The sequence below is a fragment of the Amycolatopsis sp. NPDC004368 genome (assembly GCF_053602515.1).
Window position 1 is genome coordinate 77,203 of record NZ_JBSGDT010000011.1, and the last position, 15,627, is coordinate 92,829.

Genomic DNA, 15,627 nt, shown 5'->3' on the forward strand with positions numbered 1-15,627 from the left:
AAGCCGACGTGGAACCGTCAGGACCAGCCCCAGTCCTGGGTGAAACACCCCGCCAGATAAAGATCCACCCGATCCGCGAACCTCCCCAAATCCCTCCCGGTCAGTTCCGAAACACGGGAAATCCGGTACCGCAACGTATTCACGTGCAGGTGCAACGCCCCCGCCGTCTGGGTCCACGAGCCCGAATGCTCCAGAAAAGCCTTCAACGTCAACAAGAGCTCCGACCCGTGCGCGGCGTCGTAGGCCAGCACCGGTCCCAGCACCTTCGTGCCGAACGAGCGGCGCAGGTCGTCCGGGACGGCCGCCAGCAACAGCAGATGGGAAGCCACCTCGTCGCCCGCCAGGACCGAAGCGCGGGCGGGCGAGAGCGCGGCCAGGGTGCGCGCGTGGCGGGCCTCCTGGAGACCGGCGCGCAGGCCGGCGGCGTCCGGGGCGCGGGACAGGCCCACGGCCAACCGGGCGGACCCCAGGGCGGGCTCCAGAGCGCTGACGGACTCACGAAGCACCGAAGCAACACCTCCGGAGGCAGGGAACAACCCGAAGGTCTCACCGTCCACAGTGGCCACCAGTGTGGGCCCCGGATCCGAGGCCAGCAGCTCCTCGACCAGGACCTGCGTGAGGCCGGGGCCGCCGCCGGTGACGGAGGCCGACAGGGTCGCCACGGGGGCGTGGGTGGGAAAGCCGAGGGCCGAGAGGCGAGCGGTCAAATCCAAAACGGACGCGTCGTCGGAAAGAGCCAGCCGCAGCAACGGCTCGGCGGCGCGGTTTTCGATGCGTTTGGCTTCGTCGACGCGGGAGCGTTCGAGGCCGATCAGCGGCGCCAGTTCCAGCGCGAGCTCACGGCGAGCGGGCGGCCAGCGGCCGAGGTCACCGTCGGCGACCAGGAACCAGCTGGCCACGCGGTGGCCGGAGCGGCTGGCGGCGGCCAGGAGCGTCACGGGTCCGTCGTCGCCCGGCACGGTGAGGGGCATGCGTTCGGCGCGCAGGAAGCGGCGGGCCAGGGCGGCGCACCGGGAGGCGGACAGCGTGCTCGTGCCGGAGATCAGGCGGCCGGTCGCGCTCAGGACCCAGCAGTCGACGCCCAGCTCGAGAGCGCCCGCGGAAACCAACGCCGGCAGTCCTTCCCCGCCGGTCACGGCAGCGACCAAGCGGCGGTGCGAGTCGTGCGCGGGGGTCGAGCGTTCGGCCGCCAGGCCCAGAACAACGCGCTCGGTCACGGTCGCGAACGACACCGACAGCGGCACCTCGAACAGCGGCAGCCCGACGCGCCGGCACGACTCCACCAGGTGCTCGGGCACGGGCCCGCCGACCTCGGCCGTGCCGGCGCCCAATGCGACCACGCCGGCCGCCGCCAGCACGCCCACGAACTCCTCGGCCTCGGCGGGCCCGGGCAGCCAGCGCATCCCGCACAGCACGATCTCGCCGCCGCTCAGGTACCTGGTCGGGTCCTGCAGCGTCGCCTGGAAGACGCGCCCGAACTCGCGGTCCAGCGCCGAAGCGCCGGTGAGCAGCGTCAGCCCGAGCTCCGGTGTGTCCAGCAGCGCACCCAGCCGCACGCGGCACCTCCTTCCAGGCTCCAGTAGCGCACACGCCGGCGCCGCGGTCGTTTGGAGGAACCTACGAAAAACCACCCCCGACGCCCACCCGGTTTCGGTGGATCTGCCGTGGTCCGCGCCACGTCACGGCGTGTGTACTGACCGACGAACGAAGGGAAGGACCACCATGGCGATCGTTCTGGGCGACAACCGCTACGGAAAGGCGGAGAACCGGGTCGTACGCGTCGACCGCGACGGCGACGAGCACCGGATCACCGACCTCAACGTGAGCGTTTCGCTGTCCGGCGACATGAGCGACACCCACCTCACCGGCGCCAACGACAAGGTGCTGGCCACCGACACGCAGAAGAACACGGTGTTCGCGTTCGCCCGCGAAGGCGTCGGCGAGATCGAGGACTACGCGCTACGCCTCGCCCGCCACTTCGTGACCACGCAGGAGAGCATCCACGGTGCCCGCGTGCGCGTCGAGTCGTACGCGTGGCAGCGGCTGACCGTCGGCGGGCAGCCGGCCCACCACTCGTTCGCCCGCTCGGGTGGCGGCACCCGCACCACCACCGTGTACTTCGACGGCGAGCTGACCTGGGTGCTGGGCGGCGTCGAGGACCTCACGGTGCTCAACACGACCGGCTCGGAGTTCTGGGGCTTCCCGCGCGACGGCTACACCACGCTGCCCGAGACCAAGGACCGCATCCTCGCCACGGCCGTGAACGCGAGCTGGCGCTTCGCCGGCTCGGAGGTTGACTGGGCCCGCGCGTACGACACGGCGCTGGCTTCGCTGCTCGACGCGTTCGGCGGAACGCACAGCCAGTCGCTGCAGCAGACGCTCTACGCCATGGGTTCGCGGGTGCTCGAGACCGTGCCCGAGATCGTCGAGGTGCGGCTGTCGCTGCCGAACAAGCACCACTTCCTCACCGACCTCTCGCCGTTCGGGCTCGACAACCCCGGTGAGGTCTTCCACGCCGCCGACCGGCCGTACGGGCTCATCGAGGGCACCGTGCTGCGTGACGACGCGCCGCCCGCCGGGCCGGCCTGGACCTGAGACGGAGGCAGACAGTGGAGTTCCTGCGCCCGGCCACGCTCGCCGAGGCCCTCGAAGCCAAAGCGGCACACCCCGACGCCGTGCCGATCGCCGGCGGCACCGACGTGATGGTGGAGATCAACTTCGACCACCGCCGTCCGTCGGCGCTGCTCGACCTCAACCGGGTGAGCGCGCTGCGCGGCCACGACGTCGAGGAGGGCCGCATCCGGATCGCGGCCGCGACGCCGTACACGCGGATCATCACCGAGCTGGGCGACCGGCTGCCGGGCCTCGCGATGGCGGCCCGCACGGTGGGCTCGCCGCAGATCCGCAACCGCGGCAGCGTCGGCGGCAACCTCGGCGCGGCCTCGCCCGCAGGTGACTCGCACCCGGCGCTGCTGGCGGCCGACGCCGAGGTGGAGATCGCGTCGGTGCGGGGCTCCCGGCGCGTGGCGGCGAAGGACTTCTACACCGGCGTGAAGCGCAACGTGCTCGAACCCGACGAGCTGATCACGGCCGTGCACCTGGCACCGGCGAGCGGGCCGCAGCAGTTCAGCAAAGTGGGTACCCGCAACGCGATGGTGATCGCGGTCTGCGCGTTCGGCCTCGCGGTGCACCCTGAGCAGCGGAGGGTCGGCACGGGTGTCGGCTCGGCCGCCCCGACGCCGCGGCGCGCGCTCGACGCCGAGGAGTTCCTCGCGGGCGAGCTCGCGGCCGACGACCAGTGGGACCGCCCGCGCGCGCTCACCGATTCGGTGAAACGCCGCTTCGGGGAGCTGGTGGCCGCCGCGGCCGCGCCGATCGACGACGTGCGCGGCAGCGCCGAGTACCGCCGCCACGCGTTGAGCGTGCTGGCACGCCGGACGCTCGGCTGGGCCTGGACCGAATACTGCGGAGGGAGGCGGACGGAATGCGCGTGAACGTGACCGTCAACGGCGAGCAGCGCCAGGCGGACAACGTCTGGGAAGGCGAGAGCCTGCTCTACGTGCTGCGGGAGCGACTGGGTCTCGCCGGCTCGAAGAACGCTTGTGAACAGGGCGAATGCGGTTCGTGCACGGTCTACCTCGACGGGGTGCCGGCGTGCGCCTGCCTGGTCGCGGCCGGGCAGGCCGAGGGCCGCGAGGTGCGCACCGTGGAAGGCCTCGCCGAGGGCGAGAAGCTGGACCCGATCCAGGAGTCCTTTGTGGAGTGCGGAGCCGTCCAATGCGGCTTCTGCACGCCCGGGCTGCTCGTGACCGCCCACGACCTCGTGGCGCGCACCGGCAACCCGAGCGACGCCGAGATCCGCGAGGCCCTGGCCGGCAACCTGTGCCGCTGCACCGGGTACGAGAAGATCCTCGACGCGGTCCGGCTCGCGGCCACGCGGAAGGAGCAGTCATGACCCGCCCGGCCCCGGCGCGTTCGCCGCAGGAGCTGGCCGACACCGTGAGCGGTGGCATCGGCACGAGCGCGCTGCGGCCCGACGGCACGCTCAAGGTGCGCGGGGAGTTCGCGTACTCCTCCGACCTGTGGCACGAGGACATGCTCTGGGGCGCCACGCTGCGCAGCCCGCACCCGCACGCGCGGATCGTGCGCCTCGACGTGTCCGAGGCCCTGGCGCAGCCCGGCGTGCACGCGGTGCTGACGCACGAGGACGTGCCGGGTGAGAACGTCTACGGCCTGAAGTACCAGGACACACCGGCGCTGGCCGAGGACCGCGTGCGCTACCAGGGTGAGCCGGTGGCGATCCTCGCGGCCGACCACCCGGAGATCGCGCGGCAGGCGCTCAAGCACATCGTGGTCGAGTACGAGGTGCTCGAACCCGTCACCGACCCCGAGCGCGCGGCCCACGACGACACGCTGCCGAAGCTGCACCCGGGCGGCAATCTCGTGCGCTACCAGCGCATCGTGAAGGGCGACCCCGAGGCGAAGGCCGACGTGGTCGTGTCCGGGGTGTACGAGATCGGCATGCAGGACCAGGCTTTCCTCGGCCCGGAGTCCGGCCTCGCCGTGCCCGACGACGACGGCGGCGTGGACCTCTACCTCGCCACGCAGTGGCTGCACGTGGACCAGAAGCAGACCGCGCGGGCGCTCGGCCTGCCGCTGGAGAAGGTACGGCTCACGCTCAGCGGCGTCGGTGGTGCGTTCGGCGGTCGCGAGGACCTGTCGATGCAGATCCACTCGTGCCTGCTCGCGCTGCGCACCGGCCGGCCGGTGAAAATGGTCTACAACCGCGAAGAGTCGTTCTTCGGCCACGTGCACCGGCACCCGGCGAAGATGTACTACGAGCACGGTGCCACGCGCGACGGTGATCTCGTGTACGTGCGGGCGCGCCTCTACTTCGACGGCGGGGCCTACGCGTCGAAAACGCCCGTGGTGGTCGGCAACGGCACGACGCTCAGCGTGGGGCCGTACAACGTGCCCAACGCGAAGGTCGAAGGCTGGGGCGTGTACAGCAACAACCCGACGTGCGGCGCGATGCGCGGTCTCGGTGCGGTGCAGCCGACCTACGCGTACGAGTCCCAAATGGACAAACTCGCCGCCGCGCTCGGCATGGACGCCGCGGACCTGCGGATCCGCAACGCGATGAGCGAGGGGTCCACGAACGTCACGGGCCAGCTCGTCGATTTCCCGGCTCCGGTGGCGGAGCTGATCGAGCGGTTGAAGGCCATGCCGCTGCCGCCGGAGCGCACCGGTGAGGCCGACATTCGCGACCTGCCCGGCGGAGCGTCCAATGTGACCCACGGCGAAGGTGTGGTGCGCGGCGTCGGCTACGGCGTGACCATCAAGAACATCTCCTACGCCGAGGGCCTCGACGACTACTCGACCGCCCGCGTGCGGCTGCAGGTGATCGGCGGCGAGCCGGTGGCGATGGTGCACACGGCCGCGGCCGAGGTGGGCCAGGGGCTCGTGACGCTGCAGCAGCAGATCGCGCGCACCGAGCTGGGCCTGCCGCGGGTCACCGTGCACCCGGCCGATACCAGCGTCGGCGACGCGGGGTCGAGCTCCGCCTCGCGGCAGACGTATGTGACCGGCGGCGCCGTGCGCAACGCGTGCCGGGCGGTGGCCGACGCGGTGTACGCCCTGGCCGAGCGCCGGCTGGGGCTTTCCGCGACCGGCATGTCACTGTCCGGCGGCAAGGTCGTGGCCGCCGACGGTGAGGTCGTGGCGTCCCTGGCGGACCTGCTCGGCGACGAGATCGTGGAGGAGACGCGGGAGTTCCACCACCGCAAGACCTACCCGCTCGACCCGGAGACCGGCCAGGGCGACGCCCACGTGCAGTACGGGTTCTCCGCGCACCGCGCCGTGGTGGACGTCGACGTGGAGCTCGGCCTGGTGAAGGTCGTGCAGCTCGACTGCGCGCAGGACGTGGGCAAGGCGATGAACCCCGACGCGGTGATCGGCCAGATCCAGGGCGGGTCCGCGCAGGGCCTCGGGCTGGCCGTGATGGAGGAGATCCAGGTGGTGGACGGAAAGGTGCGCAACCCGTCGTTCACCGACTACCTCATCCCGACCGTGCTGGACATGCCGCCCATGCGCATCGACGTGCTGGAGCGGCCCGACCCGCACGCGCCCTACGGCGTGCGCGGCGTCGGCGAACCACCCACGATCTCCTCGACGCCGGCGATCGCCAACGCCATCCGCGCGGCGACCGGCCTCGAGCTGCCCCGGGTCCCGATCCGGCCCGAGCACATCACCGGAACCTGAACACCGTTGGGAGTACAAGCGAAATGACTTTGTCCATCGACGCCGAACACGAGTGGCTGCTCGAAAGCGTGCGCATCGCGACCCGCAACGTCGCCGACGGCGGTGGCCCGTTCGGTGCGCTGATCGCCAAGGACGGCGAGATCATCGCGACCGGGGTCAACCGCGTCACGCCCTCGCTCGACCCGACCGCCCACGCCGAGGTGGTCGCGATTCGCGCCGCCTGCCAGGCACTCGGCACGTTCAAGCTCGACGGCTGCGTGCTCGTGTCCTCCTGCGAGCCGTGCCCGATGTGCCTGGCCTCGGCGCTGTGGGCGCGCGTCGACCGCGTGGTCTTCGCGGCCGACCGCCACGACGCGGCCAAGGCCGGGTTCGACGACCGCGCGTTCTACGAACTGTTCGAAAAGTCCCGCGAAACCTGGGAAGTACCCGTTTCCCGGCTGTCCCTGAAGGACGGTTTCGCCCCGTTCGACGCCTGGCTGGACCGGCCGGACCGCGTCGACTACTAGGCGCGCGGGGCCGGCGGTTCTCCCCGGACCGGCCCCGCAGTGTCCGATACCGAAAGCGCCCTTCACCGGAAGCCCGGACCCGGGCCCGGTGCTGACCGGAGCACCAAAAACCCATACCTCGTCAGGCTTCTCTCACGCCCCGTCCGAATGCGGGGCGCGGTGAAGCACACCCACCGGCAAGGGGACGACGCATGACCCAGGTACACATCGACGACGCTGTGACCCCGGCTCCAGGACCGGCTCGCAAGTCCTTCCTGGACCGGTTCTTCGACCTCACGGCCCGGCGCACCACCGTCGGGCGCGAAGTGCGGGGTGGCCTCACGACGTTCGTCGCGATGGCCTACATCGTGCTGCTCAATCCGCTCATCCTCGGCGCTTCGGCCGACATCACCGGCGCGAAGCTCAGCGCCGCGCAGGTCACCACGGCCACGGCGCTGGCGGCCGCGGTGATGACCATCCTCATGGGACTCGTCGGCAACGCGCCGCTCGCGCTGGCCGCGGGTCTCGGCATCAACGGCATCGTGGCGTTCCAGATGGCGCCCGCGATGACGTGGCCCCAGGCGTTCGGGCTGGTGGTGCTCGAAGGCGTGTGCATCGTGCTCATGGCGGTGAGCGGGATCCGGGAACGGATCATGAACGCGATTCCGGGGCCGCTCAAGATGGCGATCACGGTCGGCATCGGGCTCTACATCGCCCTCGTCGGCCTCGTCAGCGCCGGGTTCGTCACGCGGACCCCGGACTCGGCCGAGTCCACCGTGCCCGTTCGCCTCGGGCTCGACGGGCACCTCGACGGCTGGCCCATCGCGGTGTTCTGCTTCGGCCTGCTGCTGATGACGGTGCTGATGGCCCGCAAGGTGCCGGGCGCGGTGCTGATCAGCATCGCGGTGTCCACTGTGCTCGCCGTCGTGCTGCACGACGGCCTGGGCGTGGGCAACTGGGGCCTGACCACCCCGACGCTGCCCAGCCACGTGGTAGCGGTCCCGGATTTCGGGCTGCTCGGCCACATCGACCTGTTCGGCGGCTTCGCTTCGGCGGGGGCACTGACCGCCACGATCTTCCTGTTCACGCTGGTGCTCTCGGGCTTCTTCGACGCGATGGGCACAATCACGAGTGTGTCGGCCGAAGCCGGGCTGTCGAAGGACGGCCGCGTGCCCAGGATGGGCCGGATCCTGTTCGTCGACGGCGCGGGCGCGATCGCCGGCGGGCTCTCGGGTTCCTCGCCCAACACCGTGTTCCTGGAGTCGGCGGCCGGCGTGGGGGAGGGTGCGCGGACCGGGCTCGCGAGCGTGGTCACCGGCGTGCTGTTCGCGGCGACGCTGCTGTTCACCCCGATCGCCGGCATCGTCCCGGCGCAGGCCGCGGCGCCCGCGCTGGTCGTGATCGGCGGGATGATGGTGGCCCAGTGCCGCAACATCCCGTGGCACGACAGCGACTACACGATCCCGGTGTTCCTCACCGTCGCGCTGATCCCGTTCACCTACTCCATCACCAACGGGGTGGGCGCGGGCCTGATCGCGTTCGTGCTCATCAAGACGTTCAAGGGCAAGTGGCGCGAGGCCGGCTGGATCCTCACCGTGCTGGCGCTCGTGTTCGTCGTCTACTTCGGAATCGACCTCGTCAAAGCTGTGTTGTAGCTCGTAGGGCTGTGTTGTAGCTCGTAAGGAAAGGACCCTGTCGTGGCCCTGATGTTCCTCAACGGCGGCGCCATGCGCGGCGAACCGCTGCACCACCTGCTCGACGGCGCTCCGCTGGTGGCCTCCACGACCACCGCGCCCAAGTACCGCTTCTACTCCGTGGGCGGCCAGTGCCCGGCGCTCGTCCCGGTCGCGCACGGCGGCGGCGCCGTGGCGGGTGAGGTGTACGACCTGTCGCTCGACGCGTTGCGCGACCGCGTGTTGCCCGCCGAACCACCCGAGCTCGAACTGGGCGTGATCGAGCTGGCCGACGGGAGTTCGGCGTTCGCGATGCTGCTGCGCCGGCCGCAGACCTCGCACGTGCAACTGCGCGACATCACCGAAATCGGTGACTGGCGGGCGTTCCGGTCCGCGTCGTGACGGTGCTGGTCGCCCCGGACAAGTTCAAGGGCTCGCTGACGGCGGCGCAGGTCGCCGCCGCGGTGGCGGCGGGCTTGCGGTCGGTGCTCCCCGGCGAACCCGTGCGGGAGCTCCCGGTGGCGGACGGCGGCGACGGCACGGTGGCCGCCGCCGTCGCCGCGGGCTTCCGCCGTGTGCCGGTGCGCGTTTCCGGGCCCACGGGCCGGCGGATCACGGCGTTCTTCGCACTGCGGGGTCCGGTGGCCGTCGTGGAGCTGGCCGAGGCTTCGGGCCTGCACCGGTTGCCGGGCGGGCTGCCCGCGCCGCTCACGGCTTCGAGCTACGGCACGGGCGAACTCATCGCCGCGGCCGTCTCGGCCGGTGCGTCCCGTGTGGTCCTCGGCGTCGGCGGCAGCGCCTGCACCGACGGCGGTGCCGGAATGCTGATGGCGCTGGGGGCGCGCGTGCTGGATTCTTCCGGTGCCACGGTGCCTCATGGTGGCGTTGGCCTTGCGTCGGTATCCACAGTGGACTTTTCGGACCTACCCTCCGTGGACATCTCCCTCGCGTCCGATGTGGACAACCCGCTGCTGGGCCCTTCCGGCGCGGCGGCGGTGTACGGTCCGCAGAAGGGCGCCTCCGGTGAGGACCTCGCCTTGCTGGAGGCAGGACTGCGTCGCTGGGCCTCCGTGCTGGGCTCGTCTTTCGCCGCCGTCCCGGGCGCCGGCGCAGCCGGTGGGGTCGGTTTCGCGGCCCTCGCGGCTCTGAGCGCCCGCGTCCGCCCGGGTATTTCCCTGCTCCTCGACCTGCTGGGCTTCGCCACCGCCGTCCGCGACGCACGGCTGGTGATCACCGGGGAGGGCTCACTGGACACCCAGTCCCTGCACGGCAAGGCTCCCGTCGGCGTGCTGCGCGCCGCTACCGCCGCGGGCGTCCCCACGGTCGCCGTGGCGGGTCGCTGCCTCCTGCCCCCGGTGGAATGGCGCGCGGCCGGCTTCGCGGGAGTGCACACCCTCACGGACCTGGAACCGGACCCGGCCCGCTGCATGACCGAGGCGACGCCGTTGTTGCGGCGATTGGCGGAGGGGCTGGCTCGGGAGCACATCACGGTGGGTTGACCAGGCGTGGGTCACGGGAGCTTGTCGAGATGATCGGCAGATCGGTGGCCCGCACGCCGATCGCGTTGAAGACCGCGTTCGCGATCACCGCGAGGACGCCGACGATCACCGCCGCGCCGACGCCCTTCACCGCCAGTGGACGGCTTCGAAGTCGAGACGTCGGCGTTGCCGGCGGGTCGCCGGAGTGCTCGAACGTCCTGACTGTGAGTCGGGTTCAGGGTGAATGCGCCGGCACCGCGGCGGTTCTGGGGGCAACGACCGCGCGCGGGGGTGCTTACTCTTCGATCGCCCCGCCCACGGAGCGCAGGTGGTCGCGGAAGGTCAGCGACGGGTTGGTTTCGCGGGCGCGCAGGAAGGCGGCGAAGTCCACCTGCTCGCGCAGCGTCGTGCCAGTGCGGATGAGGTCGGCCTGGCGGCGCTCGGTGTCGCGGATGGACTCCGCGAGGCGGAAGACGTCGTCGGCTTCGGCGGCCGGGACGAAGACCACGCCGTCGTCGTCGGCGAAGGCCAGGTCGGCTGGCGTGACTTCCCACTGGCCGACGCGGGCGGAGTCGAGGGCGTCCGCGGCGCGGTCGGTGAGGGTGAGCGGGCCGGTGGGTATCGAGCCGAGGCTGAAGACCGGCAGGCCGATGGCGCGCAGGTCCGCGGAGTCGCGGTGCAGGCCCCAGATCACGATGCCCGACGCGCCCGCCGTGGCGGCCTCGATGGCCACGAGGTCGCCGACGCAGCTCTCGTCGACGCGGCCGCCGTTGTCGACCACGAGGACATCCCCCGGTTCGGCGTTCGTCAGGGCTTCCAGGAAGACGTCGACGCTGCCCGCGTGTCGCGCCGGCAGCACCCGCCCCGCGAGGCGGCCGCCCGGGATCGCGGAGCGGGTTCCCGCCGGGGCGCAGCGCACCTGCAGGCGGGCGCGGATGCAGCCGTCGGTGAGGTGCGCGGTGGTCAGCGTCTCGAAACGGCGCTGCAGTGTTGTTTCCCTCGGCTCCGCCGAGGCGTGCGAGATCGCTGTGTTGTCGGCCTCGGAAGCCGGCGCGATCTCGCTCTTGGGGTGCTTGCCGGAAGTCGCGTTCACGGGGATCCCTCACCTCGATTGTCGGTGGTCGAAAACGATGGTGTCGGGGTTTGCTGTTCCGGACAATGGGTCGTTCACCGGCATACCGGATTTCGAGCGAATCGCGCTGCCGTTCTGGGCCGTACGCAGCAGGTTCGGCATTCGCGGGCCGTTGGTCGCGAGTCGACGGCGACCGTCGCGGTTCAGGTCGGTCCCGCGCCCGCCGAGCCCGGTTGTCCCGGCGAGAGAATCCGGCATAGGGGACTTATGACTCGGAGAGCTTTGGTCCTTATATCCGATTTCTTCAGTTCTTGGGTGAAGCCCTGGTGAATTCACGGTCGGGAGGCCTTCCGGACCCCCTGTTTCTTCACGTTCCGCACGCATAATTCCTTCCCGGTAGTCCGAACGAGTGGCAGGAGTGTGTGCGTGCCGGGGTCTGTACGTGCCCGTTGGGTGGTGGGGGCCGCTGGTGTCGTGGTGGTCGCCGCTGCCGTGGGAGTCGCCTTCGCGGTGTGGCCGGATGGGGCCGCCGCCCAGGATCCGGAGATCCAGATCTCCCGCTCCGCCTGTGGTCAGGGCTGGACGGACCCCAAGCCGGGGCCGCAGGTCTTCAACCTGCACAACACGGGCGCGGTCTCGTCCGAGGTCGACTTGATCGACCCGAAGACCGGCGTGATCTACGGCGAGGTCGAGGGTCTCGGCACCGGCACGACCCGGCCCATGTCGGTGACACTCGGTAACGGTACCTACGCCTTCCGGTGTCTTCCCGAGGACTCGTCCGCGATCGTGGGCCCGGCCTCCACGGTGAGTGGCGGCGCCGAGCGCGGCCCGGGTGTCGCGCCGTTGACCCAGACCGACCTGCTCGAACCCCTCAAGGTCTACGAAGGCAAGGTCGTGCAGGGTCTGGACCAGCTGAACACCGACGTCTCAGCCCTCAAGGACGCCGTGCACCGCGGCGACCGCACCGCGAGCGAGTCCACGTGGCTCACCGCGCACCTGACCTACGAGCGCCTCGGCGCCGCCTACGACGCGTTCGGCGACTCCGACGGCGCGATCAACGGCACCACCGACGGCCTGCCCGGCGGCACGGGCGACCCGGACTTCACCGGCTTCCACCGCCTCGAATACGGCCTCTGGCACAACGAGGACATGGGCGCCCTCGACGGCGTCGCCGACCGGCTGGCCGCCGACGTGGCCGACCTGCGCACGGCGTTCCCCCGGAGCCAGGTCGACCCGAACGACCTCGGCCTGCGCGCCCACGAGATCGTGGAGAACGCCCTGCAGTTCGAGCTCACCGCCAAGACCGACTACGGCAGCGGCACCAACCTCGCCACCACGCGCGCGAACCTCGACGGCGTGCAGACGGTGCTCGACGTGCTGCGCCGGCTGCTCGCCCCGCGCTACCCGGCACTGTCCGGTGTGGACAGCTGGCTCAAGCGCACCGAGGCCACTTTGGACGGTGCACGCCGCGCCGACGGCTCGTGGACGCCCGTCGCCGCGCTTTCCGCTTCGCAACGCCAGAAGATCAACGCCGACGTCAGCGAGCTCACCGAGCGGCTCGCCCCGATCGCGGCCATCGCCGAGCCCCGGAGGGTTTCGTGAGCGTCAAGGAACCCGCCAAGGAACCCGCCGAGTCCTCCCGCAGGACCTTCCTGCGCCGCACGGTCGTCGGCGCCGGACTGACCGCTGTCGCCGGCGTGAGCGCGGGCACCGTCGCCGCGAGCGCCGCCGACTCCGGGCCGCCCAGCGTGGCCTTCCACGGCGAGCACCAGGCCTCCGCCGTGCGCCGGCCGCCCGCGCAGAGCGTGGTGGCCGCGTTCGACGTGGTCGCCGACACCAAGGCCGAGCTCACCGACCTGTTCAAGGAGATCACCGACCGGGCGCGGTTCCTCACCACCGGCGGCGCACCCGCCGCGCTCGGCATCACCGCTCCGCCCGCCGACTCGGGCGTGCTGGGCCCGGTCGTGCCGGTCGGCGACCTCGGGGTGGTCCTCGGCGTCGGGTCGTCGCTGTTCGACGACCGCTACGGGCTCGCGGCGCTCAAGCCCAAGAAGCTCAAGCCGATGACGATGTTCCCCAACGACGCGCTCGACGCGGCCCAGTGCCACGGCGACCTGTCGCTCACGCTCTCGGCCGACAACACCGACACCGTGCTCCACGCGCTGCGCGACATCACCCGCGCCACCCGCGGCGGCATGCAGCTGCGCTGGAAGATCAACGGCTTCTCCTCGCAGCCGCGGCCCTCGGGCACGCCGCGCAACCTGATGGGCTTCAAGGACGGCATCTCCAACCCCGTCGAGACCGAGTTCGACAAGCTCGTCTGGCTCGGCGCCGGCGGCGGCGAACCCGCGTGGACCAAGGGCGGCACGTACCAGGTGGTGCGGCTGATCCGCATGCTCGTCGAGTTCTGGGACCGCGTCTCGCTCACCGAGCAGGAGAACATGTTCGGCCGCCGCCGCGACACGGGCGCACCGCTCGACGGCGCGCAGGAACAGGACGTGCCGAAGTACGCCGACGATCCCGTCGGCACCGTCATCCCGCTCACGAGCCACATCCGCATGGCCAACCCGCGGAAGCCCGAGACGGATGACAGCCGGATCCTGCGCCGGGCGGTCAACTACGACCGCGGCGTGGACACGAACGGCAACCTGGACATGGGCCTGATCTTCACCTGCTACCAGCAGGACCTCGAGCGTCAGTTCGAGGCGGTCCAGAAGCGGCTCGTCGACGAGCCGCTGGTCGATTACATCTCCCCGTTCGGTGGCGGCTACTTCCTGGCGCTGCCCGGGGTGACCGGTCCCGACGACCACTACGGCCGGGCGCTGTTGGCCTGACCGTGTTCCCGCAAGTGCAGTTCCCACCACGAGGTCATCGAAATCAGGAGGATTCCCCAGTGGACAAAGGAATCGGCAGACGGCGTCGCCGTTCGCGCCGGCTGATCGGAGCGGGTGCGCTCGCTTCGGCTGCCGCGCTGGCGATCGTCACCGGCTCCGCGGCGTCGAGCGCTGACGCTCAGCCGCTGCACACCCTGCCGGCGCAGTGGCTGCCGACGCTCACCCCGATCAAGCACGTCGTGGTGATCTTCGGCGAGAACATCTCGTTCGACCACTACTTCGGCACCTACCCGAACGCGACCAACGAGAACGGCACGCCGTTCAAGGCCGCGCGCAACACCCCGAAGGTCAACGGCCTCGACAAGAAGCTGTTGAACAACAACCCCAACGCCTACGACCCTCAGCGCCTGTCCCCGAGCCAGGCGCTGACCTGCGACCAGAACCACTCCTACGGTGCTGAGCAGGCCGCGTTCAACGGCGGCAAGATGGACAAGTTCGTCGAGAAGACCGAGACCGACAAGTGCACCGGTCAGCCGATCCTGTACGGCGCGCCGGGCCTGGTCATGGACTACTACGACGGCAACACCGTCACGGGCTTGTGGAACTACGCTCAGAACTACGCGATGAGCGACAATTCCTACAACACGAACTTCGGCCCGTCGACCCCCGGTGCGCTCAACCTGATCTCCGGCCAGACCGGCGGGGCGCAGGCGCTCACCTCGGTGACGCACCAGCCGACGACCGACTCGTACGCCGTCGTTTCCCCGGACAAGAACGGGATCGGCACGGTCATCAACGACCCGGACCCGGCGTACGACGACTGCTCGGACAAGAACCACACCGCCACCGAGAACCTCGCCTCGATGCAGGGCAAGAACATCGGTGACATGCTGAACCAGCGCCACGTGACCTGGGGCTGGTTCCAGGGTGGTTTCGCGCCGACCGGCACCCAGAACGGGTTCGCGGTCTGCGGTGCCTCGCACAACAACGTCGGCGGCATCCCGGTGACGGACTACAGCCCGCACCACGAGCCGTTCCAGTACTACAAGTCGACCTCGAACCCGAAGCACCTCCCGCCGTCCTCGGTGCAGGCCATCGGTCAGACCGACCAGGCCAACCACCAGTACGACATGAAGGACTTCGACGCCTCGCTGAAGGCCGGCTCGATGCCCGCCGTGAGCTTCCTCAAGGCCCCGGCCTACCAGGACGCCCACGCGGCCAACTCCGACCCGCTCGACGAGCAGCAGTTCGTGGCCGGTGAGATCAACAAGATCCAGCAGTCGCCGGAGTGGCGCTCCACCGCGATCGTCCTCGCCTACGACGACTCGGACGGCTGGTACGACCACCAGAAGTCCACGATCATCAACGGGTCGAACGACCCGGCGCAGGACCAGTCGGTCTGCACCGGCACCAAGACCAAGCTGGGTACGACCGCGGACCGCTGCGGTTACGGCCCGCGTCTGCCGCTGCTGGTCATCTCGCCCTACAGCAAGGTGAACTTCGTCGACCACACCCGCACGGACCAGACCTCGGTTCTGCAGTTCATCGAGGACAACTGGTTCGCCGGTCGCGTGGGCGGCTCGTCGTTCGACTCCCGCGCCGGCGGCCTGTGGAACATGTTCAACTTCTGGTGGCCCCAGGCCGGCAAGCTGCCGCTGGACCCGAAGACCGGTGCCGTCGTGAAGAACGGTCACCACTGAACACCGAGCAGTACTGAACACCAGCAACACCCGTAGTACGCAGTACAACTCCGAAGGCCACCGGGTTCGCCGAACCCGGTGGCCTTCGGCCGTTTCCGGTCACCGCCGAGCGCTGTGCCCGACG

14 protein-coding genes are annotated in these 15,627 nt (G+C 70.5%); 11 read left to right on the top strand and 3 right to left on the bottom strand.

The window, feature by feature from the left end; translation table 11 throughout:
• Positions 1 to 17 precede the first annotated feature (17 nt).
• A complete protein-coding gene (locus ACWEOE_RS18000; protein ID WP_452010177.1) occupies positions 18 to 1,556 on the bottom strand; it encodes a helix-turn-helix domain-containing protein in 1,539 nt (512 codons plus the stop codon).
• A 166-nt stretch (positions 1,557 to 1,722) separates the two neighbouring features.
• Between ACWEOE_RS18000 and pucL the strand changes: the two genes are divergently transcribed.
• The 8 genes from pucL (at position 1,723) to ACWEOE_RS18040 (ending at position 9,918) form a co-directional block, all read left to right on the top strand.
• Positions 1,723 to 2,595 carry a factor-independent urate hydroxylase gene (pucL, locus tag ACWEOE_RS18005; protein ID WP_452010179.1) on the top strand — a complete coding sequence of 291 codons (873 nt, stop codon included), beginning with the start codon at positions 1,723 to 1,725 and terminating at the stop codon, positions 2,593 to 2,595.
• A gap of 14 nt (positions 2,596 to 2,609) precedes the next feature.
• On the top strand, positions 2,610 to 3,494 hold the full coding sequence (locus tag ACWEOE_RS18010; RefSeq protein WP_452010181.1) for an FAD binding domain-containing protein: 885 nt from the start codon (positions 2,610 to 2,612) through the stop codon (positions 3,492 to 3,494).
• Positions 3,485 to 3,955 carry a (2Fe-2S)-binding protein gene (locus ACWEOE_RS18015; protein ID WP_452010183.1) on the top strand — a complete coding sequence of 157 codons (471 nt, stop codon included), beginning with the start codon at positions 3,485 to 3,487 and terminating at the stop codon, positions 3,953 to 3,955. The genes ACWEOE_RS18010 and ACWEOE_RS18015 overlap by 10 nt, the downstream gene beginning before the upstream one ends.
• Positions 3,952 to 6,261, top strand: coding sequence for a xanthine dehydrogenase subunit D (pucD, locus tag ACWEOE_RS18020; RefSeq protein WP_452010185.1), 2,310 nt, complete (start codon positions 3,952 to 3,954; stop codon positions 6,259 to 6,261). The genes ACWEOE_RS18015 and pucD overlap by 4 nt, the downstream gene beginning before the upstream one ends.
• 23 nt (positions 6,262 to 6,284) lie before the next feature.
• Entirely contained in the window at positions 6,285 to 6,767 is a 483-nt protein-coding gene (locus ACWEOE_RS18025; RefSeq protein ID WP_452010187.1) for a nucleoside deaminase, read from the top strand.
• 191 nt (positions 6,768 to 6,958) lie between these two features.
• The gene (locus ACWEOE_RS18030; protein WP_452010190.1) at positions 6,959 to 8,401 is read left to right on the top strand and encodes an NCS2 family permease; all 1,443 of its coding nucleotides are present in this window, start codon (positions 6,959 to 6,961) and stop codon (positions 8,399 to 8,401) included.
• 42 nt (positions 8,402 to 8,443) lie between these two features.
• Entirely contained in the window at positions 8,444 to 8,821 is a 378-nt protein-coding gene (locus ACWEOE_RS18035) for an allophanate hydrolase-related protein (RefSeq protein WP_452010192.1), read from the top strand.
• Positions 8,818 to 9,918, top strand: coding sequence for a glycerate kinase (locus tag ACWEOE_RS18040; protein WP_452010194.1), 1,101 nt, complete (start codon positions 8,818 to 8,820; stop codon positions 9,916 to 9,918). Before ACWEOE_RS18035 ends, ACWEOE_RS18040 begins: the two co-directional genes overlap by 4 nt.
• On the opposite strand, the gene ACWEOE_RS18045 is transcribed toward ACWEOE_RS18040, so the two are convergent.
• A complete protein-coding gene (locus ACWEOE_RS18045; RefSeq protein WP_452010196.1) occupies positions 9,905 to 10,048 on the bottom strand; it encodes a hypothetical protein in 144 nt (47 codons plus the stop codon). The genes ACWEOE_RS18040 and ACWEOE_RS18045 overlap by 14 nt on opposite strands.
• 144 nt (positions 10,049 to 10,192) lie before the next feature.
• Positions 10,193 to 10,885: an RraA family protein gene (locus ACWEOE_RS18050; RefSeq protein ID WP_452010484.1), complete on the bottom strand. Its 693-nt coding sequence runs from the start codon at positions 10,883 to 10,885 to the stop codon at positions 10,193 to 10,195.
• A gap of 540 nt (positions 10,886 to 11,425) precedes the next feature.
• Here ACWEOE_RS18050 and ACWEOE_RS18055 point away from each other — a divergent pair.
• From ACWEOE_RS18055 to ACWEOE_RS18065, 3 genes are read left to right on the top strand one after another with little or no spacing between them, the layout of a single operon-like run.
• Entirely contained in the window at positions 11,426 to 12,571 is a 1,146-nt protein-coding gene (locus ACWEOE_RS18055) for an EfeM/EfeO family lipoprotein (RefSeq protein WP_452010199.1), read from the top strand.
• Positions 12,568 to 13,803, top strand: coding sequence for a Dyp-type peroxidase (locus tag ACWEOE_RS18060; protein WP_452010201.1), 1,236 nt, complete (start codon positions 12,568 to 12,570; stop codon positions 13,801 to 13,803). Before ACWEOE_RS18055 ends, ACWEOE_RS18060 begins: the two co-directional genes overlap by 4 nt.
• Before the next feature lie 59 nt (positions 13,804 to 13,862).
• Positions 13,863 to 15,503 carry a phospholipase C gene (locus ACWEOE_RS18065; RefSeq protein WP_452010203.1) on the top strand — a complete coding sequence of 547 codons (1,641 nt, stop codon included), beginning with the start codon at positions 13,863 to 13,865 and terminating at the stop codon, positions 15,501 to 15,503.
• The last annotated feature ends 124 nt before the right edge of the window (positions 15,504 to 15,627 follow it).